General features: G+C 65.3%; 23 protein-coding genes. 15 read left to right on the forward strand and 8 right to left on the reverse strand.

Translation table 11 applies throughout. The features are described 5' to 3' along the window. The first annotated feature begins 81 nt into the window (after positions 1–81). Genes ispH through JC607_RS05810 form a run of 4 tightly spaced genes read left to right on the forward strand, consistent with a single transcriptional unit; the run spans position 82 to position 2,698 of the window. Positions 82–1,038, forward strand: a complete 957-nt coding sequence (gene ispH, locus JC607_RS05795) for a 4-hydroxy-3-methylbut-2-enyl diphosphate reductase (RefSeq protein WP_370584757.1) — start codon at positions 82–84, stop codon at positions 1,036–1,038. 18 nt (positions 1,039–1,056) lie between these two features. Further along, positions 1,057–1,662 (forward strand): LysE family translocator, encoded by a 606-nt coding sequence (locus tag JC607_RS05800; protein WP_198836117.1) that lies wholly within the window; start codon positions 1,057–1,059, stop codon positions 1,660–1,662. 12 nt (positions 1,663–1,674) lie between these two features. Then, complete coding sequence (gene rnhA, locus JC607_RS05805) at positions 1,675–2,154, forward strand: ribonuclease HI (protein ID WP_198836006.1); 480 nt, start codon at positions 1,675–1,677, stop codon at positions 2,152–2,154. 31 nt (positions 2,155–2,185) lie between these two features. Next, positions 2,186–2,698, forward strand: coding sequence for a TetR/AcrR family transcriptional regulator (locus tag JC607_RS05810; RefSeq protein ID WP_198836007.1), 513 nt, complete (start codon positions 2,186–2,188; stop codon positions 2,696–2,698). A 34-nt stretch (positions 2,699–2,732) separates the two neighbouring features. Here JC607_RS05810 and JC607_RS05815 read toward each other — a convergent pair whose 3' ends face one another. Further along, the gene (locus tag JC607_RS05815; RefSeq protein ID WP_198836008.1) at positions 2,733–2,966 is read right to left on the reverse strand and encodes a GlsB/YeaQ/YmgE family stress response membrane protein; all 234 of its coding nucleotides are present in this window, start codon (positions 2,964–2,966) and stop codon (positions 2,733–2,735) included. A 300-nt stretch (positions 2,967–3,266) separates the two neighbouring features. Here JC607_RS05815 and recO point away from each other — a divergent pair, with 300 nt between their 5' ends. Both recO and JC607_RS05830 read left to right on the forward strand, forming a co-directional pair. Beyond that, the gene (recO, locus tag JC607_RS05825) at positions 3,267–4,070 is read left to right on the forward strand and encodes a DNA repair protein RecO (protein WP_198836009.1); all 804 of its coding nucleotides are present in this window, start codon (positions 3,267–3,269) and stop codon (positions 4,068–4,070) included. Positions 4,071–4,094: 24 nt separating this feature from the next. Continuing rightward, the gene (locus JC607_RS05830) at positions 4,095–5,366 is read left to right on the forward strand and encodes an MFS transporter (protein ID WP_233092699.1); all 1,272 of its coding nucleotides are present in this window, start codon (positions 4,095–4,097) and stop codon (positions 5,364–5,366) included. Between the two features lie 690 nt (positions 5,367–6,056). Here the strand turns inward: JC607_RS05830 and fmt are convergent. From fmt to def (JC607_RS05845), 3 genes are read right to left on the reverse strand one after another with little or no spacing between them, the layout of a single operon-like run. Beyond that, positions 6,057–6,950 carry a methionyl-tRNA formyltransferase gene (gene fmt, locus JC607_RS05835; protein WP_198836010.1) on the reverse strand — a complete coding sequence of 298 codons (894 nt, stop codon included), beginning with the start codon at positions 6,948–6,950 and terminating at the stop codon, positions 6,057–6,059. A 10-nt stretch (positions 6,951–6,960) separates the two neighbouring features. Then, positions 6,961–7,464, reverse strand: a complete 504-nt coding sequence (gene def / locus JC607_RS05840) for a peptide deformylase (RefSeq protein WP_198836011.1) — start codon at positions 7,462–7,464, stop codon at positions 6,961–6,963. After that, positions 7,464–7,985: a peptide deformylase gene (def, locus tag JC607_RS05845; protein WP_198836012.1), complete on the reverse strand. Its 522-nt coding sequence runs from the start codon at positions 7,983–7,985 to the stop codon at positions 7,464–7,466. The genes def (JC607_RS05840) and def (JC607_RS05845) overlap by 1 nt, the downstream gene beginning before the upstream one ends. A gap of 156 nt (positions 7,986–8,141) precedes the next feature. On the opposite strand from def (JC607_RS05845), the gene JC607_RS05850 reads away from it, so the two are divergent. Both JC607_RS05850 and JC607_RS05855 read left to right on the forward strand, forming a co-directional pair. Continuing rightward, positions 8,142–9,323, forward strand: a complete 1,182-nt coding sequence (locus JC607_RS05850; protein ID WP_198836013.1) for a MalY/PatB family protein — start codon at positions 8,142–8,144, stop codon at positions 9,321–9,323. Further along, positions 9,320–9,865, forward strand: coding sequence for a murein L,D-transpeptidase family protein (locus JC607_RS05855; RefSeq protein ID WP_198836014.1), 546 nt, complete (start codon positions 9,320–9,322; stop codon positions 9,863–9,865). The genes JC607_RS05850 and JC607_RS05855 overlap by 4 nt, the downstream gene beginning before the upstream one ends. Positions 9,866–9,977: 112 nt before the next feature. On the opposite strand, the gene JC607_RS05860 is transcribed toward JC607_RS05855, so the two are convergent. After that, positions 9,978–10,334 carry a hypothetical protein gene (locus JC607_RS05860; RefSeq protein ID WP_198836015.1) on the reverse strand — a complete coding sequence of 119 codons (357 nt, stop codon included), beginning with the start codon at positions 10,332–10,334 and terminating at the stop codon, positions 9,978–9,980. Between the two features lie 204 nt (positions 10,335–10,538). Here JC607_RS05860 and cbiB point away from each other — a divergent pair, with 204 nt between their 5' ends. The 4 genes from cbiB to JC607_RS05880 are packed head-to-tail and all read left to right on the forward strand — an operon-like array spanning position 10,539 to position 14,137. Continuing rightward, a complete protein-coding gene (gene cbiB, locus JC607_RS05865; protein ID WP_198836016.1) occupies positions 10,539–11,438 on the forward strand; it encodes an adenosylcobinamide-phosphate synthase CbiB in 900 nt (299 codons plus the stop codon). Between the two features lie 37 nt (positions 11,439–11,475). Continuing rightward, a complete protein-coding gene (locus JC607_RS05870; RefSeq protein ID WP_370584761.1) occupies positions 11,476–12,666 on the forward strand; it encodes a lytic murein transglycosylase in 1,191 nt (396 codons plus the stop codon). Further along, the gene (locus JC607_RS05875; RefSeq protein WP_198836018.1) at positions 12,663–13,589 is read left to right on the forward strand and encodes a glycosyltransferase family 2 protein; all 927 of its coding nucleotides are present in this window, start codon (positions 12,663–12,665) and stop codon (positions 13,587–13,589) included. The genes JC607_RS05870 and JC607_RS05875 overlap by 4 nt, the downstream gene beginning before the upstream one ends. Further along, positions 13,586–14,137 carry a hypothetical protein gene (locus JC607_RS05880; protein ID WP_198836019.1) on the forward strand — a complete coding sequence of 184 codons (552 nt, stop codon included), beginning with the start codon at positions 13,586–13,588 and terminating at the stop codon, positions 14,135–14,137. The genes JC607_RS05875 and JC607_RS05880 overlap by 4 nt, the downstream gene beginning before the upstream one ends. A 79-nt stretch (positions 14,138–14,216) precedes the next feature. Here the strand turns inward: JC607_RS05880 and JC607_RS05885 are convergent, their stop codons facing one another. Together JC607_RS05885 and JC607_RS05890 are read right to left on the reverse strand one after the other, a co-directional pair. Further along, positions 14,217–14,561 (reverse strand): hypothetical protein, encoded by a 345-nt coding sequence (locus JC607_RS05885; protein ID WP_198836020.1) that lies wholly within the window; start codon positions 14,559–14,561, stop codon positions 14,217–14,219. After that, the gene (locus JC607_RS05890; RefSeq protein WP_198836021.1) at positions 14,561–18,016 is read right to left on the reverse strand and encodes a chromosome segregation SMC family protein; all 3,456 of its coding nucleotides are present in this window, start codon (positions 18,014–18,016) and stop codon (positions 14,561–14,563) included. The genes JC607_RS05885 and JC607_RS05890 overlap by 1 nt, the downstream gene beginning before the upstream one ends. A gap of 244 nt (positions 18,017–18,260) precedes the next feature. Here JC607_RS05890 and JC607_RS05895 point away from each other — a divergent pair, with 244 nt between their 5' ends. From JC607_RS05895 to JC607_RS05905, 3 genes are read left to right on the forward strand one after another with little or no spacing between them, the layout of a single operon-like run. Beyond that, positions 18,261–18,653, forward strand: a complete 393-nt coding sequence (locus tag JC607_RS05895) for a CidA/LrgA family protein (RefSeq protein ID WP_198836022.1) — start codon at positions 18,261–18,263, stop codon at positions 18,651–18,653. Positions 18,654–18,700: 47 nt separating this feature from the next. Next, positions 18,701–19,357, forward strand: coding sequence for an LrgB family protein (locus JC607_RS05900; protein WP_198836120.1), 657 nt, complete (start codon positions 18,701–18,703; stop codon positions 19,355–19,357). 20 nt (positions 19,358–19,377) lie between these two features. Next, a complete protein-coding gene (locus tag JC607_RS05905; RefSeq protein WP_198836023.1) occupies positions 19,378–19,917 on the forward strand; it encodes an NADPH-dependent FMN reductase in 540 nt (179 codons plus the stop codon). 99 nt (positions 19,918–20,016) lie between these two features. Here JC607_RS05905 and JC607_RS05910 read toward each other — a convergent pair whose 3' ends face one another. Beyond that, complete coding sequence (locus JC607_RS05910) at positions 20,017–21,645, reverse strand: FMN-binding glutamate synthase family protein (RefSeq protein ID WP_198836024.1); 1,629 nt, start codon at positions 21,643–21,645, stop codon at positions 20,017–20,019. Positions 21,646–21,696: the final 51 nt, after the last annotated feature.

Here is a 21,696-nt window from a genome sequence, read left to right on the forward strand (position 1 = left end):
TGGACCCGGGGACACTTTGACATTACCTCTCATCCAGGCCAGTCCGCAGACCAGTCCGCTGTGCCATATCCGGAAATGCCCATGACCACCCGCCCGCCTCTGATGCTCTATCTTGCCGCGCCGCGCGGTTTCTGCGCCGGTGTCGACCGGGCGATCCAGATCGTCGAGATGGCGCTGCAGAAATGGGGCGCGCCGGTCTATGTCCGCCATGAGATCGTCCATAACCGCTATGTGGTCGACGGGCTGCGCGCGAAAGGCGCGGTTTTTGTCGAAGAGCTGAGCGAATGCCCCGATGACCGGCCAGTGGTTTTTTCCGCGCATGGCGTGCCGAAATCGGTGCCGGCAGAAGCGACGAGCCGGCAGATGATCGCGGTGGATGCCACCTGCCCGCTGGTCACAAAGGTCCATAGCGAGGCCGCGCGCCACCACACCAACGGCCTCCAGCTGATCTATATCGGCCATGAGGGCCACCCTGAAACCGTCGGCACCATGGGCCAGCTGCCCCAGGGTGAGGTGCTGCTGGTCGAGACGCCCGAAGACGTGGCGGGCCTAAGCGTGCGCGACGAGACGAAGCTCGCCTTCGCCACCCAGACCACGCTTTCCGTCGATGACACGGCAGAGATTGTCGAGGCGTTGCGCGCCCGTTTCCCCGCCATCACCGGCCCTGGTCATGAGGACATCTGCTACGCCACCACCAACCGTCAGGCGGCGGTGAAGGCGATCGCGCCAAAGATCAACGCTTTGCTGGTCGTCGGCGCGCCGAATTCGTCAAACTCGAAACGCCTCGTCGAGGTTGGCCGCGCCGCCGGCTGTTCCTATGCGCAACTGGTACAGCGCGCCGGGGATATCGACTGGCGCGCGCTGGAGGGGATCACAGCGCTCGGCGTCACTGCCGGCGCCTCGGCGCCCGAAGTCCTGATCAATGAGGTGATCGACGCCGTCCGTGACCGCTTTGACGTCACCGTCGAGCTGGTCGAAACCGCCGTCGAGAATATCGAGTTCAAGGTGCCGCGCATCCTGCGTGTGCCCGCAGCTTAAAGGCTGGCCATGGCGATCCTGAGCCCGGAATTCCTGCTGACCGCGTTCATCGTCTGCATCACGCCGGGGATCGGCGTGGTCTATACGCTTTCGGTGACGCTGGGCGGCGGTGCGCGGGCGGGGATCTGGGCGACGGTGGGCTGCACGCTTGCAACGGTCTTCCATATGATCGTCGCGATGGCGGGGCTGGCGGCGGTGCTGCACAGCTCGGCCCTGCTGTTTCAGGCGCTCAAATATGCCGGCGTCGCCTATCTGCTGTGGATGGCCTGGGCGGTGCTGCAATCGGGCGGCGGGATGGCGATCACAGCCGCGCAGAGCGGGACGCCCGCGCGACTCGTCTGGCGCGGGATCCTGCTCAATCTGCTGAACCCGAAACTGCCTTTGTTTTTTCTGGCCTTCATCCCGCAATTCCTGCCGAAAGAGGCCGGGCTGGCGGATCTGGTCATTCTCGGCTCTGGCTTCACGGCAATGACCTTCGCCACCTTCCTGCTTTACGTGATCCTGGGTGCGACCGGTCGCTCACGCCTTCTGTCTTCCGCGCGCCTGATGACCTGGGTCAGGCGCGCCTTTGCGGCATCTTTCGCTGCGCTCGGCGCCCGTCTTGCGCTGGAGCGCGCGCCGTGACATCACCCGGCCATGCCTGATCTTTTCGCCTATACCGACGGAGCCTGCTCCGGAAATCCTGGCCCCGGCGGCTGGGGTGCTTTGCTGATCGCACGCGATGGTGACACCGTGCTGAAAGAGCGCACGCTGTCTGGCGGCGAAGCGGATACCACCAATAACCGGATGGAACTGCTGGCTGCGATCCACGCGCTGGAAAGCCTGACCCGGCCCTCGACGCTGACCGTGGTCACCGACAGCGCCTATGTGAAAAACGGTGTGACCAGCTGGATCCATGGCTGGAAACGGAATGGCTGGAAGACCGCCGATAAAAAACCGGTAAAGAATGCCGATCTCTGGCAAAGACTGGAACAGGCGCAGACCCGGCATCAGGTGACCTGGCAATGGATCAAGGGCCATGCCGGCCATGCTGAGAATGAGCGCGCGGATGAATTGGCCCGTGCAGGTATGGCCCCTTACAAAACCGCCGCAAAAGGGTCACAGGAAAAGGCTTGAATGCGGCCTCGGCCTCGCGCAGGCTGGGCCCATGCCACGCCGCAAGATCCTCTCTGACGCCGAAGTCCTGAAAGCGACCCGCCAGCTCTTTGCCACGGGGGGTGAAAAGGCGATCAGTTTTGGCAATCTCTCGCGCGCGACGGGTCTCGCGGCATCAACACTGGCGCAGCGCTTTGGCTCGGTCGAGGGTCTGCAGGGCGCGGCGGCACGAAATGGCTGGGAAGAGATCGGTGCCCGGCTCGGGGCGGCAGATCAGGCCAGCCAGGGCAAAGGGCCCCAGGCGCTTTTGAAAGCGCTGGAGGATGGATCTGACGGAGGCTCTGTCCAGATCGCCGGCCTCATCCTGCTGAGCCAGCGCGACGCTGCGGCCCTGGAGGCCGCTACAGCCTGGCGCTGCCAGGTAGAGATGCAGCTGGCTTTGCGGATCGGCCAGGGCGAGAAGGCACGACAGGCGGCGCAGATCCTGTTTGCCGCCTGGCAGGGCAAACTCATCTGGGGGATCGGGGATCTGCGACTGAAAGATCTGGTGAAACGTCTCGGATGAGATCCGGCGCCCGCCCTTTACCGCATCCAGGTCTTTACCGCATCCAGGTCTTCCAGGCCCAGATCAGCGCCAGTGCCCCCAGAAATGCACCCACAAATCCCGCGGCGGCGCCCAGTGACCAGACAAGGAACCGCAGCGCAAATCCACCGATCAGGGCACCGAATACGCCGATCGCGATGGTGGTCGGCACATCTGTCTGCAACCGCATGACCCGTGTGGCCAGAAACCCGGCCGCAACCCCGATGATCAAAAGTCCGATGAAAGGCACGCTTCCCTCCTCTGCTGTCCCTGAACATATGGGGGCGCCGCGCGCCTGACGAAAGACTGCGCCCCTGTTTTCCGGGGAAAGCCTCCGGCGGGGCTCCCCGAAAGCGCTGAGGCGGATCTGCGCCGCAGGTTCAGTATATTACCCCTGATCATACCGTCCTTCGGATATGTTCAGAGACCGAATACATCAAAGGAGCGCCTCTTTTTCTGCCGTTGAGTATAGCGGGTCCGTCTGCGTCAGCAGACAGAGGGGCAGCGCCCCCCTCTTGTCCCCGGACCGGCCACAGGCGAAACTCTGGCGATGATGGAATGGCATGATCAGGCTCTGGTTCTGGCGGCGCGGCCGCATGGCGAAACATCCGCCATTCTCACCGTTTTCGCCCGTGAGCATGGCCGGTGTTCCGGGCTGGTCAGGGGCGGCGCGTCCCGGCGCCTCGCGGCCCATTTGCAACCCGGCAACGAGCTCGACCTGACCTGGACGGCAAGGCTTGAGGACCAGCTTGGCAGTTTTCGTGTCGAACCACTGCGCTCGCGCGCAGCGGTGCTGGCGGACCGGCTCGCGCTGGAAGGCCTGGGCGCGGTGACGGCGCTGTTGCAGCTCTGCCTGCCCGAACGCGAGGCCTATGGCACTTTGTGGCAGGAGACCCAGGATCTTCTGGATCAGATGACGCGGACCGGCCCGGTCAATGCCAGCTGGCCCGCCTATTATCTCTTGTGGGAGCTCAGATTTCTGACCGAGACCGGCTATGGCCTGGATCTGGGTTCCTGTGCGGTGACCGGCGCAACGGAAGGGCTGGCCTATGTCAGCCCCAGGACGGGCCGGGCGGTTTCGGCCCGGGGCGCGGGGGATTGGGCGGCGCGTCTCCTGCCGCTGCCCGCCTCGCTTGCGGCAGGCGGGATGCCGGGCGAGGCCGACATCCTGCCGGGCCTCGCGCTGACCGGACATTTCCTGACGCGCGAGCTGCTGAACGACAGGCCCCGGCCCGCCGATGACAAAGCGCCGCCTGTCCCGGCGGCCCTGCCCGCCGCGCGGGGCCGGCTTATCGACCTTCTGGCCCGCACCAAAACGGCGGGCCCCGCTGCGGGGGCACCGTCTGCCACCTGATGCCCGCGACACGCTCTGTCGCAAATGGTGCAGACCGGGCTTCTCTTTCGGAGTGTGGTCGGCGGCATGGGCCATTACGATCTCCCCCTCGCGCTGAAACACAGCCCGGTGCCGAAGGTTGAGCATTTCGCTCTGCTTGCCGGGCTTGAGGCTGCGGTGCGCGGTATGCTGGTCTCGGCCATGCCATTGGCGGTCTATCAGAGCCTTGGCGATGCACAGATGACCTCGGTCGCCTATCTGGCGGCGGGGTTTGTCGCGCTGTTTTGCGGGCTGATGGTGCCGGGCGTGACCCGGTTCGTGCCGCGCCGCTGGACCTATACCGGAGGGGCCACGCTTTATCTTGTCGGCACAGCGCTGGCGGTCTGTGGCACGCCGCTGACAATCTCGCTCGCGCTGATCTGCAATGCGATGGCGACGGCGACGGTCTTCATCTGTCTCAACGCCTATGTGCTGGATTATGTCGAGCGCACCCGGCTGGGTCACAGTCAGGGGGTGCAGATGGCCTATGCCGCTATCCCATGGGCGGTGGGGCCGGTGCTGGGGGTCTGGCTGCATCACCAATGGGCGCCGGCGCCCTTCCTGCTCTCGGGCTTTTTTGCGCTGGTGCTGATCGGGGTCTTCTGGTGGCTGAGGCTGGGAAATGGCCGCCAGATCTCGCGGGCGCGCCGGCCGGCGGTCAATCCGCTGGGGTTTCTGTCGCGCTTTCTGCGCCAGCCGAGGCTGATCGCGGGCTGGACCTTCGCGGTGATGCGGTCCTGCGGCTGGTGGGTCTATATCGTCTACCTGCCGATCTATTGCGTCCAGTCGGGTCTGAGCGACAAGACCGGCGGTATCGTATTGTCGGTCTCGAACACGTTCCTGTTCCTCGCGCCGGCCATCAACCGCGCAGCGCGCCGGTTCTCGGTGCGCCGCTCGGTGCGGCTGGCGTTTCTGGCGGGCGGGGGCCTGATGCTGGCGGCGGCGATGCTGTCGGTCCTGCCCTGGGTCGCGGTGGCGCTGTGCCTCGCGGCAAGCTTTTGCTTCGTGACACTGGATGTCGTCGGCGGGCTGCCCTTCCTGATGTCGGTCAAACCCTCTGAGCGTACCGAAATGGCGGCCGTCTATGCCAGTTTCCGCGATGTATCGGGCATTCTGACGCCCGGCATCGCCTGGCTCATCCTGTTCTTCGCGCCGGTTCCGGGCATCTTTATCGTGGCAGGTCTCGGCCTTCTTGGCTGCTGGTGGATCGCAGGCGCGCTCCATCCGCGGCTGGGGGTGGAACGCCCCTCTCGCGGCGGTGGGGACCAAATTTCTTAAAAGAAATTTGTGCGGTTTTCGCTGCGAAAACCGGGCCCCTGGCCAGTCGCGCGCCATGAGGAAGCTGGCCGAGTTGGGCCATCTGACGTCAGGGCCGCAGCCGACAGTGGCGGCAAGAACATATGTTCAGCACATGCCGCCACTTTTCCGCGAAATCGGCAGGGCGCTTCCAGATCCAAAGGCGGTGAGAGATTTCACTTATGATGATGCACGGAAAGCCGCCCTCGCAAAGCTGCGTCTGGAGGCTCTCAGGAGTGGATCTGCATCGATCGGTCGGGCGCTTTGCGTTAGTCTCCAGACTCATTAACCTTCAAAGCCGGAAGAGGGCGGTTGCGCTGAGGGCAGTAGCTGAGGGGAAGACCATGGGGCGACTGTCGCAGCGGGTGGCCACGCGCCTTCGGTCCTTGCGCCTTCAGAACATGTCTGGATGGTTGCGGCATTTGATGCGGCGATCTCCGACGCAGCATCCTCCAAGGACCGGCCCCCCGGATCTCTTGCTGTCAAGCCTCCCTTCGTCGGTCAGAATTCACGCGTTCCAAGCAGGACAAAAAATAATATCAATAACTTACCAGGAAATCCCTCGCCCCCCCCCGGAGGAACTGCTCAAAGGCGGAGAGCATCCACTTTCCTTGTCTGCTCCTGAATATCCCCGGGGGGCCCGCTTCTGCGGACGGCGGCTGAACCCCGCTCTTAAAGACGTGGCGGCAAAGTGAGGCCTTTGAGCACCTCGGCGGCAGGCATCGGTTTCTTGCCCTCGCGCTGCGCCTCGGTCACCGTCACCGCCCCCTCACCACAGGCGATGGTGAAGCCGGACAGCACCTCGCCGGGCGCTCCCGCACCGGCATCGATCCGGGAACGCAGCAGCTTCACCCGTTCCGCTCCCACCTGTGTCCAGGCCCCCGGAAAGGGCGAGAGACCGCGGATCTGGCGGTCGATCACATCGCAGGGGCGTGTCCAGTCGATCTTTGCCTCGGCCTTGTCGATCTTCGCGGCGTAACTTACGCCCTCTTCGGGCTGGCGAACCGGCACGAGCCCGTCCAGCTGGTCAAGCGCCGCGATCATCGCAGCGGCGCCCAGTGCGGACAGGCGGTCATGCAGATCGGAGGCCGTCTCCTCCGCACCGATCCGGGTTTCTTCGCGCAACAGAACCGGGCCGGTATCAAGCCCCGCCTCCATCTGCATGATACAGATGCCGGTTTCCGCATCCCCGGCCATGATCGCGCGCTGGATCGGCGCCGCACCGCGCCAACGCGGCAAAAGCGAGGCATGGATGTTCAGACAGCCCCGCGCCGGCATGTCCAGCACGACCTGGGGCAGGATCAGCCCGTAAGCCACCACCACCGCCACATCGGCCTTCAGCGCGGCAAACACCGCCTGATCCTCGGGCGCGCGCAGTTTGTCGGGGGTATGAACCGTCAGCCCGAGCGCCCCGGCACGGGCATGGACCGGGGTTTTGCGCAGCTCTTTGCCGCGCCCGGCGGGCCGGGGCGGCTGCGACCAGACGCCGACGACCTCATGCCTTGCATTCAGCGCCTCGAGCACCGGCACCGAAAACTCCGGCGTGCCCATGAAAATCACCCGCATCCGCGCCTCCTCAGCCGCGTTTGCGGAGCTTCTCCGCCTTCGCGATCAGCATTTTCCGTTTCAGGGGCGAGAGATGATCGAAATACATCTTGCCCGCCAGATGGTCGATCTGGTGCTGCGCCGATGTCGCCCAGAGATGCACGAAATCGCGCTCTTCGATCTGGCCCTCTGCGTTCAGGAACCTGACCGTCACCGCGCGCGGCCGCGTCACCCTGGCTGAGACGCCCGGCAGATTGGGCGAGGCCTCTTCATGGTCACGCGGCTGCACCGAAGCATGGATCACCTCGGGATTGGCCATCAGCACCGCCTGGCCGCGCGCCTCGGAACAATCCACCACAGCCAGCCGCAACGGAACCCCGATCTGCACGGCGGCAAGGCCGTAGCCCGGCATCGCCTCCATCGTATCAACCATGTCGCGCCAGATCGCACGCACCTCATCGGTGATCTCCGCCACATCCGCCGCCGGCGCCTTCAGCACCGGATGCGGGTAAGGCACACAGACACGAACCGCCATCACATGCCTTCCGAACGCGCGCGTTCGCGCTTCAGCTTTTCCATCTTGCGGGTGATCATCTGGCGCTTCAGCGGCCCGAGATAGTCAATGAACAGCTTGCCGTTCAGATGGTCGATCTCATGCTGGACGCAGGTGGCCCAGAGCCCTTCGAAACTGCGCTCATCGGTTTTGCCATCGAGCCCCGTCCAGCGCACAGTAACCAGCGAAGGGCGCTTCACCTCGGCATATTGATCCGGAATGGAAAGACAGCCTTCCTCATAGATGTTCAGATCTTCCGAGGACCAGATGACCTCGGGGTTGATCAGCGCCATCGGCTCGGGCGTGCCCTCCTTGATGCAATCCATCACCAGAAGCCGCTTCATCACACCGATCTGCGGCGCGGCCAGGCCAACGCCCGGCGCATCATACATGGTTTCCAGCATGTCATCGGCCAGCCTGCGGATCTCGTCCGAGACCTCGGTCACGGGATCGCAGAGCTTTTTCAGGCGGGGATCGGGATGGATCAGGATGGAGCGCAACATGGGGGGGATTTAGGTCATCCCCCCCCTTTCGCGCAAGGGATTCGCGCATATCTGCGTGAGGGCGGGTGCCGGAGGGCGCGGACAGACGGCGCGCGGCTTGATCCGGGCCGCATCTGCGGCTAGCCCTTTCGGGGTATTGTGCAGAAAGACGCCCTCATGTCCCGCCCCGATTTCGATACGCCCATCAACCGTTTCGGCTCTCATTGCGTGAAATGGGACATGATGGAGACGCTTTACGGCATCCCGCATGACCGGGGCCTTGCGATGTGGGTGGCAGATATGGAGTTCCGCCCGCCCGCCGCGGTGCAGGCCGCGCTGCAAAAGATGCTCGATCATGGGGTTTACGGCTATTTCGGCGATGAGCGCCCCTATCTCGAGGCGCTCACCTGGTGGATGCAGACCCGCCATGGCTGGAAAATCGATCCTTCGCATATCTTCACCACCCATGGCCTGGTGAATGCGGTGGGGCTGTGTCTGCAGGCCTTTACGCAGCCCGGGGATGGCATCGTGCTGATGACGCCGGTCTATCACGCCTTTGCCCGGGTGATCCGGTCCAGCGGGCGCGAGGTGGTGGAATGCGAACTGAAGAACGAGGACGGGCGCTATATGCTCGATCTCGCGGCCTGGGACGCGCAGCTGACGGGGCGCGAGACCATGCTGATCCTGTGCTCGCCCCATAATCCCGGCGGGCGGGTCTGGACGCCGGCCGAACTGCGCGCGATCGCCGCCTTTGCGCAGCGCCATGATCTGATCCTTGTCTCGGACGAGATCCATTCCGACCTGACCTATCCGGGCCATAAACACACGGTGATGGCCAATGCCGCACCAGAGATCCAGGACCGGCTGGTGATGCTGACGGCAGCAACCAAGACCTTCAACATCGCGGGCGCCCATACCGGCAATGTGATCATCGCCGATGAGGTTCTGCGCCGGCGCTTTGCATCTGTGATGGGGGCGATCGGGATTTCGCCGAACAGCTTTGGGATACATATGGTCACCGCCGCCTGCTCGCCCGAGGGGGCGGCCTGGGTCGATGCGCTGATGACCTATCTCGACGGCAACAGGCAGTTGTTCGATGCGGCGATCCACCGGATCCCGGGGCTGAAATCCATGCCGCTTGAAGCGACCTATCTCTCTTGGGTCGACTTCTCGGGCACCGGGCTGAGCAAGGCCGGGATGCTGGAACGCGTCGAAGGTCAGGCCGCCATCGCGACCAATTACGGTGACAGTTTCGGACGCGGCGGCGAGAGCTTCCTGCGCGTCAATATCGCGGCACCACGCGCCCAGGTCGAAGAAGCGCTGGAGCGGTTGCAGGCGGCATTCTCCGATCTGCAATGAAACAGCTGGCGCGGCTTTTCACGCTGCTGAGCCTCAGCGGGCTGATCCTCGCCGCTCTGCTGTTCTGGCCGCGCCTAGTCCCCGCCCCCGGGCCTGATGCAACGCCGCTGCCGCCGCTTTCAGGTGAGGTGGAGCGCATCGTGATCGAAAAATCCACCCGCCGCATGGCCTTGATCCAGGATGGCAAAGAGGTGCGGGTTTATAGGATTGCCCTCGGATTTGCGCCCGATGGGAGTAAGGAACGCGAAGGCGATGGCCGCACCCCCGAGGGCGAATTCCGCATCGACCGCCGCAATGACCAGTCTGCCTATCACCTCTCACTGGGGCTCGATTACCCGCAGCCCGCCGACCGCGCGCGCGCCCGGGCCGGCGGCTATTCTCCCGGGGGCGATATCATGATCCATGGCCAGCCGAATATGCTGCCCGATGACACATTTATCGCAACTGACTGGACGGCAGGATGTATCGCCATAAGCAATGCGGAAATGCGTGAAATCTGGGCGGCGACGCCTGTTGGAACCATGGTCGAGATCCGACCGTGATGGCGCCTCTGGCCAGGTGAGGAAGCCTCCGGCGGGAGTATTTCAGTCAAGAGGAAATACGCTCTTCCTCTTGATCTGAATACTCCGGGGGTGGAGGGGGCAGAGCCCCCCCTTACGCGGATGGCAAATAACCCGCCGGCCCCTCGTCTTCGCGCCAGTAGTCAAGCGCCGCGCGATTGGTCACCGGGGTCAGACGTTTGAAGTCGCAGACCAGTTCGCCATCGACGATTTCCGAGGCAACGATCAGGCACTGAAAAACATGGCGCGGGCCGTCATAGATATCGACCAGCCCCCGCAGCCGCGCCGGCACCAGATCGGCATCAAGCGAAAAGCCGCCCTGCCAGAACCGCATCACCGGATAGACCAGCAGATCGCCAAGTTCGACCCGCATCCGCGATTTGCGCCTTTGCTGGCGCTTGCGGGCAGCATCGAGATGATCGCGCAACTCCTTGGGCAGATATTCCAGCATGTCCGTCCCCTCCTGAGCCCAGCACAAACCCGAAAGCCCGTGAAATCAAGCCCCTCTCACCATGCCAGCACTTTACCACAAAAAGATGAAGCCTTCGTGGCGGCAATGCCGCAGGCCGGGACCGTTGAATGCCCGCTTGCCCGCGGGGCCGATCCGGTTCACTTCCCTGTCAGATGATTCGCAACCACCAGCACGGGGTCCGGCATGGTTTTGGTTCTTGCCATGATTCTCGACGCCGCCTTTGGCGAGCCCGCCTGGATCTGGCGCCACCTGCCGCATCCGGCGGTGCTGATGGGCCGGCTGATCGGCCTTGCGGACCGGCGGTTCAACGAGGGCGCGGCGCGGCGGCTCAAGGGGGCTGTGGTGATGGCCGTCCTGGTCCTTGGCGCGGGCCTGGTGGGCTGGCTCATCGGCAGGCTGCCATATCACGGTGTGATCGAGACCGTGATCGCCGCCATTCTGATCGCGCAGCGCTCGCTGGTTGATCATGTGCGGGCGGTGGCGACGGGGCTCCGGCAGTCGCTGGACGAGGGCAAGCGCGCGGTTGCGATGATCGTCGGACGCGACACCAAAGACATGCGCGCGCCGGATATCGCCCGCGCCGCGATTGAATCGGCGGCCGAAAATCTTTCGGACGGGGTGATTGCGCCGGTTTTCTGGTTCCTGATCGCCGGATTGCCGGGGATCCTGATCTACAAGATCACCAATACCGCCGATTCGATGATCGGCCATATGACGCCGCGCCATCGCGAATTCGGCTGGGCCGCTGCGCGGTTTGATGACCTGCTTAACCTGATCCCCGCGCGGCTGACGTCTTTGTTACTCGCGCTGTCACATGGCTGGCTCGACCCGCGCCCGGTGCTGCGCGATGCGCCGCAGCATCGCAGCCCGAATGCCGGCTGGCCGGAATCCACCCTCGCGCCCATTCTGAATGTCGCGCTTTCCGGCCCGCGCAGCTATAATGGCGAAATGCGCTGGTACCCCTGGGTCTGGCCCGAGGGGCGCCGCGATGCCGGGCCCGAAGATATTGACGCCGCCTGCCGCGCGCTTTGGCGGGCCTGGGCACTGATGCTGGCAATTGCCCTCATGGCCGCGCTCGTCTAGCTTCGCGCCCATGCTGAGACCCCTGATCATAGCCGCAATGCTGGCCCCCTTTTCTGCCCGGGCAGAAACTCCGCCCCCCCTCCCCGAGGCCCCGACAGCTGAGGCAGCAGCCCAGGTGCCCTGCGGTGGCAGCTTTCCCGGGTTCCTTGCAGGGCTGCGTGATGAAGCCCTGGCCGAGGGCCTTCCTGAGGCGGCAGCAGATGGCTGGCTTGCAGATGCCCGCGCCGAACCCGAGATTCTCAGGGCCGATCAGCGTCAGGGGGTGTTTCGCAAACCTTTCCTCGAATTCGCGCAGAGCCTGATCGGCGACAAGCGCCTGCCCGATGCCATGCTCGCCTGGGACGCCCATCAGCCGCTTTTTGCGAAAGCCGAAAGCACCTATGGCATTCCGCCCGGGGTGATGCTGGCGATCTGGGGGTTTGAAACCGATTTCGGCCGCTTCCAGGGCGATTACAATACCCGCGCCGCGATCCTCACCCTCGCCTGGGATTGCCGCCGACCCGAAATGTTCCGCCCCCAGGCCTTTGCCGCGATGCGGCTTTTCGCGAATGGCGACCTGCCGCTCGACACGACAGGGGCCTGGGCGGGCGAGATCGGCATGGTGCAGATGCTGCCGAAGGACATTCTGGAACGCGGTATTGACGGCGATGGCGACGGGCATGTGCGGCTGAAAACCTCGGTCCCGGATGCGCTGATGTCGGGCGCGAATATGCTGAAACATCACGGCTGGCGCGCGGGCGAGCCCTGGCTGACCGAGGTTGTGCTGCCCGAGACCTTCGACTGGGCGCTGAGCGGGCTCGACAAGGACCTGCCGGTCGCGCAATGGGCGGCGCTTGGCGTGGCGCCCCGGCGCGGCAATACGCTGCCGGCGGAACTTGAAGCCTCGCTTTTGCTGCCGCAGGGCCGCAAGGGGCCGGCTTTCCTGGTCTTTCCGAATTTCCAGGTCCTGCTGGAATGGAACAAAAGCCTGACCTATGTGACCACCGCCGCCTATTTCGCCACCCTGATCGAAGGGGCGGAGCCGGCGCTGAACACCTCGCCCGACCCGTTACTGCCCGATGAGGATATGAGGGCCCTGCAGGAAAAGCTTCAGGCGCTTGGATATGATGTCGGCAAGATTGACGGGGTTCTGGGCGCGGGCACGCGGCGCGCGATCCAGGCGGAACAACAGCGCCTCGGCCTGCCGGCAGATGCGTGGCCGACGCGGGAATTGCTGGATCTCCTGTGAAACAGGCCGCCAGCTGGGCGCTGGTTGCCACGGTGAAAGCGCCCGAGGAGAAGATCCTCGCCTTTCTTGCCTGGCATCTGGATCTTGGCGCGGATCAGATCACGCTCTGCTTTGATGACCCGGACGACCCGGCGCTGGCGGCGATCGCGGCGCGGCGCCTTTCGCGGGTGCGGCTGATCGCCTGTGATGCAGGGCACTGGCAGGCGCTTGGCGGCCGGCCCGACCGGCATCAGAACCGCCAGGCGAAGAATGCGCGCATGGTCTACCGCGCGGGCGGCAGCGACTGGCTTGGCCATGTCGATATCGATGAATTCATCTGGCCGCTGCGGCCGGTGGCCGAGGTGCTGGGCTGCCTGCCCGCCAAAGACATCCTGTGCCGGATCGAGCCTTTCGAGGCGCTGCATGAGCCGGACCTTCCCGATGACATCTATACCGCCCGCGCCTTTCGCGGCGCGCTGAAGCCGCGGCATAGGGGGCTGCGCGGGCCGACCTTAGGCGATTATGCCGATATCCTGCCCGAAGCGATGCTGTCGCATTCCGCCGGCAAGGTGTTTTTCCGCTCGGGCGTGCCGGGGCTGTCGCCGCGCCTTCATGGCGCGTTTATCGGCGGCGAACGGCTGCCAGGGCCGGGCTTTCACCCCGGGCTGAAGCTTTTGCATTTCCACGCCCAGGACCGCCAGGACTGGCTTTCGGCCCTGCCCTTCCGCCTGACGCGCGGCGCCTATCAATACCGGCCCGAAATGCAGGCCTGGCTGATGGCGGCCAGCCCTGGTCAGATCGCGGATTTCTACCAGGTGACCCAGATACCGGGTCGGGGGACAGATCTTTTGCGCGAGGCCGGGCGGCTGGTGGAGGCACGGCTTGACCTGCGCGCCCGGGTCGCGAAACTGCCGGAAAGCGGATCGGAAGGGAGCGGGACATGACCCCGATGGAAGACCTGATGGCAGCGCTCGGCCATGTGACCGCTGCACCGAAAGAGGTGAGCGTTGCGCGGCAGCTGACCTTCCGCCCGGGGCGCAATCTGCGCGAACATCCGGACAGCCTGACCCTGACCGTCGCGGGCGGTATTCCCGGCGAGCGCTGGTCGAAAGAGCCCTGGCTCCGGCTGGAAAATGGCGCGCCCGACCCCGCGATCCAGGTCTCGGTCCTGCCGGCGCGGGTGCATGATCTGGTACGGCCCGATCCGGAAACGGTGGTCCATCCGGGCGATCCGGTGATCGCCGATCTCGACACATCCGAGGCCAATCTGCCGGTCGGCTCGGTGCTGCAGATCGGCACGGCGCTGATCCGGGTCTCATCGGTCTTTAACGATGGCTGTGTGAAGTGGAAGGTGCGCTACGGCGAGGATGCGATGACCTGGCTGAACCTGCCGCAGCATGTGCCGTTGCGGCTGCGCGGGATCCTCTGTTCCATCGAGCGCGATGGCGTGGTGCGGCGCGGTGATGAGATACGGGTGGTGTCGCGGGGCTGAGCGCCGCGCGGGAGGGGGCGCTGCCCCCGTCCCGTTCCGGGACTCCCCCGGGATATTTTCAGACAGAAAATGTAACGGTTCACATGCCTTCGCCGCGTTCGCGCTGCTGGCGGCGGAAGCTGAGGCAGGTCTGGACCATGCTGTCGGCGGCTTTCGCCCAGATGTCGAGATCGGCGGTGGTCTCCGCCCCCATGCGCAGCCGGGTCTCGCCGCCCGAAAGGTCGAGGAAGGCGCCCGGGTTCTGACTGTTCCAGCGGGCCAGCGTGTTCGGGTCGAGCCGCACCGGCCAGAGAAGTGTCAGGATCCAGGCCGCGCCTTCCGGATCCGCGCGAAATTCGGGGCCGGAGGCGGAAAGTCGCGCCCAGATCGTATCGCCATCGGCCTCGATGCCGGGAAAGCCTGCTTTTTCGAGAAGAGAGTGCATCAGGCGACAAGAGCCTCGGCTTTGCGCAGATCGACCGAGACCAGCTGGCTGACGCCCTGTTCCTGCATGGTGACCCCGAAAAGCCGGTCCATCCGCGCCATGGTCACCGCATGATGGGTGATGACAAGGAAGCGGGTCTCGGTGCGGCGGGTCATCTCATCCATCAGGTCGCAGAAGCGGGTGACGTTCGCATCATCAAGCGGCGCATCGACCTCGTCGAGCACGCAGATCGGCGCCGGATTGGCGAGGAAGACCCCGAAGATCAGCGCCAGCGCGGTCAGCGTCTGTTCGCCCCCGGAAAGAAGCGACAGCGTCGCAAGGCGCTTGCCCGGCGGCTGGCACATGATCTCGAGCCCGGCTTCGAGCGGATCATCGGATTCGACCAGCACGAGACGGGCCTCACCGCCGCCGAAAAGATGGGTGAAGAGCATCGAGAAATTGCTGTTGACCTGTTCGAATGCGGTCAGCAGACGTTCGCGGCCTTCCTTGTTCAGCCCCTGGATCCCGGCGCGGAGCTTGCGGACGGCTTCTTCGAGATCGGTCTTCTCGGTCGCAAGCTGTTGATATTCGGCATCAATCGTTTTCGCATCCTCTTCGGCGCGCAGGTTGACGGCGCCAAGCGCCTCGCGCTGGCGTTTCAGGCGCTGAACGTCCTGGTCAAGGCTGTCCGCATCCGGCATCTTCTCAGGATCGGTCTTCAGCGCGGCCAGCAATTCCTGCGGCGTGCGGTCTTCTTCTTCGGCGATACGCTCGGCGGCATGGGCCACGCCTTCGCGGGCGGCATCGAGACGCGCCTCGGCGCGGGCGCGGGTTTCGCGGGCTTCACCGGCGAGGCGCTCGGCATCGCGTTCGGTGATCTGCGCTTCGCGCAGCGTGGTTTCGGCGGCGATCAGCGCGGTCGCGGCCTCGCTGCGGCGGGCTTCGGCTTCAAGGATCGCATCGCTGAGCTCTTCGCGCCTGGCGGCGATTTCCTCGGGAACCTCACTGGCCTCGGCCAGCTCCTCCTCGGCCTCGGCGCGGCGCTCGGTCAGCTCCTGGCTGCGCTTGCCGGCGGTCTCAAGCCGGTGATTCCAGCCGGACAATTCCTTCTGCGCCTCCTGGCGGCGGCGCACCCGCGCCTCGCCCTCACGGCGCAGCTCATCATGGCCCGAGCGCCGGGTCATCATGGTGATGCGCGCCGCCTCGACCGTCATCCGCGTGGTCTCGACCGCCTCGCGGGCCTGGTCGAGATCGGGCAGATCCGCCATGCCGGTCTCGGCCTCGCGCAGCCTGGCGCGGGCGGCCATAGCGTCATCCTCATAGCGCGCGACCGAGATCCGCGCCGCCTCAAGCCGGCCGGTGGCGAGGGTGCGCCCGGCCTCGGATTTCGACAGCGCGCGGTCGGCTTCAGCCAGGCGCTGATCGGCGGAACGGCGGGCCTCACGCGCCATCTGATCGGCGCGGGCGAGGTCCTGGAGCCGGGTTTGCAGCACCTCATGCGCCTGAGCGGCACCCTCGGCCCGGGCGCTCGCCTCTTCAAGATCCTGTTTCAGCCGTTGCAGCCGGTTCAGCTGTTGCAGCCTGAGCGCCGCGGCTGAGGGCGCATCCTCGGCGCCCGAGCGATAACCATCCCACCGCCAGAGATCCCCTTCAAGGCTGACGAGACGCTGGCCCGGCTTCAGATCCGCCTGCAGCCGGAACCCGTCTTCGCGGCTGACCACGCCGATCTGGCCCAGACGGCGCGCCAGCACTGCCGGCGCCTCGACGCGCGCGCCCAGAGCCGCAGCCCCCGCAGGCAGCGGCTGCGGCGTGATATAGGGATCAAGCAGGCCCCAGCCGGTGCGTTCCCCCACCGCGATTTCCGGCGCACGCAGGTCATCCGACAAGGCCGCGCCAAGCGCCTTTTCATATCCCGGTTCGACCACCAGACGATCGAGAAGCTGATGCCCGGCCTGGGCCTCGCGGTCCACGAGTTTCGCCAGCGCCGCGCGTTCGGCGCGCAGCGCATTGGCCTCACCTTCGGCCCCCGAGCGCGCGGCGCGGGCCTCGGCCTCGCGCGATTGTGCCTCGGCGCGGGCTTCTTCGGCCAGTTCCAGCGCGGCCTCGGTCTGTTCCGTCAGCTCTGCCGCCGCCTCGCGCGCCTCTTCCGCGGCCTCGAAAGTCTCACCGGCCCCGGCCAGGGTTTCCTCGGCCCCCGCCACCGCATCGCGGGCGCGCAGCGCCTCGGCCTCGGCGCGGTCGACCGCTGAGCGGCTTTCCTGCACCAGCCGCGTGGCCGACTGATGCCGCGCCGCCAGTCGCGCCGAATCCTCGGTCGCCTCGGACATCAAAGTCTCGCGGTCCGTCAGGACCGCCCCCGCCTCACGCGCCGCCTCGACCGCCTCGGCGAGGCGCTCGTCATGGCCCTCATGGGCCTTAACGATCTGGTCGATTTCCCATTGCAGCCGCTGGATCACCTCGCCCGCATCACGGTTCAGCCCCGCCTCGCGTTCGATATCATTGCCAAGCTGACCGATCCGGCCTTGCAGGGTCTGGATCCGGGCAAGCGCCTGCCGCTCCTGATCGCCAAGCGCGTCGCGTTGCAACATGAGGCGCTGCAGGATCGCCGCCGCCACCGCCTCTTCCTCGCGCCGCGCAGGCAGACCCTCTTCCGCCGCCTCGCGCGCTTTGGTGCCGTCCCGCGCCGCCATCTCGGCGCGGCCCTGCGCGATAAGCCGGTCGCGCAGCGCGCTTTCCGCCTCGCCCCGCGCCAGATCCGCCTCACGCCAGCGCCGGTATAAAAGCATCCCTTCCGATTGCCGCAGCTCATCGGAAATCTCGCGGTAGCGCGCGGCCTGGCGGGCCTGGCGGGTCAGCACCGAAAGCTGTTGTGCCAGCTGTTCCAGCACGTCATCGACCCGGGTCAGGTTGGTCTCGGTGCCGGTCAGCTTCAGCTCCGCCTCATGGCGGCGGGCATAAAGGCCCGAGATCCCGGCCGCCTCTTCCAGCACCCGACGCCGCGCCTTCGGTTTCGCATTGATCAGTTCGGAAATCTGGCCCTGCCGCACCAGCGCCGGGCTGTGCGACCCGGTCGAGGCATCGGCGAACAGCATCTGCACATCACGCGCCCGCACGTCCTTCGAATTGGCCTTATAGGCCGAACCGGCATCGCGGGTGATACGCCGCACGATCTCGATCGTATCGCTGTCATTGAACCCCGAAGGCGCCAGCCGGTCGGCATTGTCGAGCACCAGCGAGACTTCGGCAAAGTTGCGCGCGCCCCTGGTCGCCGCTCCGTTGAAGATCACGTCATCCATGCCCGCGCCGCGCATCGCGGTCGGACGGTTCTCGCCCATCACCCAGCGAAGCGCTTCCAGCAGATTGGATTTGCCGCAGCCATTTGGCCCGACCACGCCTGTCAGCCCCTCATGGATCACCAGATCCGTGGGGTCGACAAAGCTTTTGAAACCGTTGAGCCTGAGTTTACTGAAGCGCAAGCCGCGCCCTCACGAGTCGTTGTTCTGTTTTGGCCGGACATGCTCGGAATTTGAGCAGGCAAGGTCAATGCGTGTCGCGGCGATAAGCCGGATTTCCCGGGGTTATCCCCATAAAAGACGCGCCCCCGCGCCAAAGCCCGGGGCGGGGCGCGAAAACATGGCGGCCCTGACCATTTCGCCACTGGTTCCCGGCCCGGCAAAATCGCAGCATGGCAAAGGCCCCTCACCCCCGGAAACAAACTCCATGGTCCCGCCCACCATCATCGCCATCCTCGCCATCCTCGCCTGCCAGCTGACCGGAGAAGTCATCTCCCAGGCCAGCCATCTGCCAATCCCGGGCCCCGTCCTTGGCATGGCGCTGATGCTGGCCGGGCTGATCACCTCCGAGCGGCTGCGCGACGTCATCCGGCCCATGGCGGGGACGATCCTCGGCAATCTGCTTTTGCTCTTCGTGCCGGCAGGCGTGGGGGCGATGTTGCAGCTTGGCAGCCTCGGGGGGAATACGCTGCCGCTTTTGCTGGCCATCGTGGTCTCGGCGCTGGCGGCGATTGCGGTGGCGGCACTGACCTTCGTGCTGGTGTCCCGGCTGACCGGAGATGTCAGCGGCAAAGAAGACAGCAAGGAGGGCAGCCTGTGACCGATATCTGGACCTATCTCGCCCGCGATCCGCTTTTATGGCTGTCGATGACGGTGGCGGCCTATGCTTTCGGTCTCGTGGTGTTCAATTACACCGGGCGGATGCCCGCCCTCAACCCGGCCATTGTCGCGATGGCGGCACTGTCGCTGGTGTTGCTGGCGACCGGCACCAGTTTCGAAACCTATTTCGAGGGCGCGCAATTCGTCCATTTCCTGCTGGGCCCGGCGACGGTCTGCCTTGCCCTGCCACTTTACGACAATCTCGCCCGGGTCCGTCGCGCCGCGCTGCCGATCCTGACCGCGCTGCTGGCGGGCTCGGTCACGGCGATCCTGACCGCACTGCTGATTGCCCATGCTTTCGGGGTCGGGCCAGAGCTTCTTGCGGCGCTGGCGCCGAAATCCGCGACCGCCGCCGTGGCGCTTGGCATTGCCGAGCAAAGCGGCGGCTCGCCCACCCAGGCCGCACTGATGGTCTTCCTGACCGGGCTTTGCGGCGCGGCCTGCGCGACCCCGCTGCTGAATGCCCTGCGGATCCGCGACTGGCGCGCCCGCGGCTTTGCCACCGGCCTCGCGGCGCATGGGTTCGGCACGGCGCGCGCCTTCCATGTCAACCCGACCGCCGGCGCCTTCGCCGGGCTCGGCATGGGGCTGAACGCGCTGATGACCGCGATCCTCGCCCCGCTCCTTTTGCGCCTTTTCGTCTGATCCCTGTTCCGGAGACCGATATGACCAGCCTCACCCTCCTCGGCATTGCCGGTGCCCTCCGCCAGGGATCGACCAACCGGATGCTCCTGCGCGAGGCCCGCGCGGCCTTCGGCCCGACCCGCCAGCTCGAGGCCGACCTGAACCTGCCCCTTTATGACGGCGATCTCGAAAGCACTGAGGGCTACCCCGCCGGCGTCACCCGGCTTTATGACCAGATCGCCGAAGCGGATGCCGTGGTGATTTCGACCCCGGAATATAACAAAGCCCCGCCCGGAGTGCTGAAAAATGCCCTCGACTGGGTCAGCCGGATCAAAGGCAATCCCTGGGAAGACAAGCCCGTCGCCATCATCTCGGCCGCTGGCGGCAGGGGCGGCGGCGACCGGTCGCAATTCGCGCTGCGCCTGATGCTGACCCCGTTCCAGCCGCGTCTTCTGACCGGCCCCGAACTCCTCGTCGCCGACAGCTCGAACGCCTTCGACGACAATGGCCATCTCAAAGATCCGCGCTACCAGAAAGTCCTCGACCAGCTGATGGCCAAACTCCGCGCCGCCGCCAGCTGATCTTTTCTGTCCTTAAATATCCTCGGGGGGAGGAAGCGGCCAAAGCCGCTTCCCGGGGGGCAGACAGCCCCCCGCCCGACCGCAGCCACGTAACCTGCCTCACCCCATCCGCGCGAAAGTATCCGCCCGCGACAATGCCCAGGCCTCGGCAAAAGCCGGTGCCGATCGCGGATCCGCCAGCAATTGCCCCGGTGCCAGCTGGTCATAAAGCTCGGCAAAGGACCGCACCCGATCCGCATCGGCGCGGCGCAGGAAATGATGTGGCCGCAATTCCGACGGATGCGACAGCCCCGCCGCGCCGACCAGCTCTGCCAGCGCATGCAATGTGCCGCGCTGGAACGAGGTCACCCGCGCGGCCTTATCCGGCACCACAATCGCCCGCGCCCGCGCCGGATCCTGGGTCGCCACCCCGGTCGGGCAGGCGCCGGTATGGCAGCTCTGGGCCTGGATACAGCCGACCGCAAACATGAAACCGCGCGCCGCATTGCACCAGTCGGCCCCAAGCGCCATCACCCGCGCCATATCAAAGGCCGAGACGATCTTGCCGCTCGCCCCCAGCCGGACCCGATCCCTCAGCCCCACCCCCAAAAGCGCATTATGGGCGAAACTCAGCCCGTCGCGCAAAGGCGTCCCGATATGGTCCATGAATTCCATCGGAGCGGCCCCCGTGCCGCCCTCTTTGCCGTCGATCACGATGAAATCAGGGGTGATACCGGTCTCCAGCATCGCCTTGCAGATCGCCATGAATTCCCAGCGATGCCCGATACAAAGCTTGAACCCTGCCGGCTTCCCCCCCGAGAGCTCGCGCAGTCTGGCGACAAACTCCAGCAGCCCCACCGGTGTCGAAAAGGCCGAATGCGAGGGCGGCGAGATACAATCCTGCCCCATCGGAATATGACGGATCGCGGCGATCTCGGGAGTGATCTTCGCAGCCGGCAACATACCGCCGTGACCGGGCTTGGCGCCCTGGCTCAGCTTCAGCTCAACCATCCGGATCTGCGGATCAGAGGCGCCTTCGGCAAAGCGCACCGGGTCGAAAGCGCCATCGCCGCCGCGCGCCCCGAAATAGCCGGAGCCGAGCTCCCACACGAGATCGCCGCCATTCTCGCGGTGATAGGGCGACACGCCACCCTCACCGGTATCATGGTAAAACCCGCCCGCCTTCGCGCCTTTGTTCAGCGCGAGGATCGCGTTTGACGACAAAGAGCCATAGCTCATCGCCGAGATGTTCAACAGGCTGGCCGAATATGGTTTCGCACAGCTGCCGCCGATCAGAACCCGCAATTCCTCATGCGTGACAGGGGGTTTTGGCGCCACCGAATGATGCAGCCATTCATATTGTTCTTTATAAACATCGTATTGCGTGCCGAAAGGCCGGGTCTCCAGCTCTTTCTTGGCGCGCTGGTAGACGATGGCGCGCTTGTCACGGGCAAAGGGCGTGCCGTCCTTGTCATCCTCGAAGAAATACTGCCGGATCTCGGGCCGGATCCCCTCGAACAAAAAGCGCAGCCGCGCGGCCACGGGATAATTGCGCAAGACCGCATGGCGCTTTTGGGTGATGTCGCGCAGCCCCAGCAGAACAAGGGTCAGCGCCACGCCCGCCAGCAGCAGAAACATCCAGCGCCAGGACGGGATCAGCAAGGACAGCCCGATAAGCGGCAGGAAGAGGATCGCGGGCCAGGTCAGCAGGGCATAGCGAACCTGAAACAGGGCAGGACTGACGTTCATCGCTGGCTCCGAAAGCGTAACTGCCGCAGCATTAGCCACGGATTTTGACAT

Source organism: Paracoccus sp. IB05 (assembly GCF_016405985.1).
Lineage (GTDB): Bacteria > Pseudomonadota > Alphaproteobacteria > Rhodobacterales > Rhodobacteraceae > Pseudogemmobacter.

What these genes read in the sequence shown, in the direction of transcription:
- JC607_RS05870 (WP_370584761.1), top strand. Translation starts at nt 11,476, where the DNA reads ATGCTGGCCCCCTTTTCTGCCCGGGCAGAAACTCCGCCCCCCCTCCCC.
- JC607_RS05895 (WP_198836022.1), top strand. Translation starts at nt 18,261, where the DNA reads ATGGTCCCGCCCACCATCATCGCCATCCTCGCCATCCTCGCCTGCCAG.
- recO (WP_198836009.1), top strand. Translation starts at nt 3,267, where the DNA reads ATGATGGAATGGCATGATCAGGCTCTGGTTCTGGCGGCGCGGCCGCAT.
- JC607_RS05910 (WP_198836024.1), bottom strand. Translation starts at nt 21,645, where the DNA reads ATGAACGTCAGTCCTGCCCTGTTTCAGGTTCGCTATGCCCTGCTGACC.
- fmt (WP_198836010.1), bottom strand. Translation starts at nt 6,950, where the DNA reads ATGCGGGTGATTTTCATGGGCACGCCGGAGTTTTCGGTGCCGGTGCTC.
- cbiB (WP_198836016.1), top strand. Translation starts at nt 10,539, where the DNA reads ATGGTTTTGGTTCTTGCCATGATTCTCGACGCCGCCTTTGGCGAGCCC.
- def (WP_198836012.1), bottom strand. Translation starts at nt 7,985, where the DNA reads ATGTTGCGCTCCATCCTGATCCATCCCGATCCCCGCCTGAAAAAGCTC.
- JC607_RS05810 (WP_198836007.1), top strand. Translation starts at nt 2,186, where the DNA reads ATGCCACGCCGCAAGATCCTCTCTGACGCCGAAGTCCTGAAAGCGACC.
- JC607_RS05885 (WP_198836020.1), bottom strand. Translation starts at nt 14,561, where the DNA reads ATGCACTCTCTTCTCGAAAAAGCAGGCTTTCCCGGCATCGAGGCCGAT.
- JC607_RS05850 (WP_198836013.1), top strand. Translation starts at nt 8,142, where the DNA reads ATGTCCCGCCCCGATTTCGATACGCCCATCAACCGTTTCGGCTCTCAT.
- JC607_RS05905 (WP_198836023.1), top strand. Translation starts at nt 19,378, where the DNA reads ATGACCAGCCTCACCCTCCTCGGCATTGCCGGTGCCCTCCGCCAGGGA.
- JC607_RS05860 (WP_198836015.1), bottom strand. Translation starts at nt 10,334, where the DNA reads ATGCTGGAATATCTGCCCAAGGAGTTGCGCGATCATCTCGATGCTGCC.
- JC607_RS05900 (WP_198836120.1), top strand. Translation starts at nt 18,701, where the DNA reads ATGACGGTGGCGGCCTATGCTTTCGGTCTCGTGGTGTTCAATTACACC.
- JC607_RS05855 (WP_198836014.1), top strand. Translation starts at nt 9,320, where the DNA reads ATGAAACAGCTGGCGCGGCTTTTCACGCTGCTGAGCCTCAGCGGGCTG.
- rnhA (WP_198836006.1), top strand. Translation starts at nt 1,675, where the DNA reads ATGCCTGATCTTTTCGCCTATACCGACGGAGCCTGCTCCGGAAATCCT.
- JC607_RS05880 (WP_198836019.1), top strand. Translation starts at nt 13,586, where the DNA reads ATGACCCCGATGGAAGACCTGATGGCAGCGCTCGGCCATGTGACCGCT.
- JC607_RS05830 (WP_233092699.1), top strand. Translation starts at nt 4,095, where the DNA reads ATGGTGCAGACCGGGCTTCTCTTTCGGAGTGTGGTCGGCGGCATGGGC.
- def (WP_198836011.1), bottom strand. Translation starts at nt 7,464, where the DNA reads ATGGCGGTTCGTGTCTGTGTGCCTTACCCGCATCCGGTGCTGAAGGCG.
- ispH (WP_370584757.1), top strand. Translation starts at nt 82, where the DNA reads ATGACCACCCGCCCGCCTCTGATGCTCTATCTTGCCGCGCCGCGCGGT.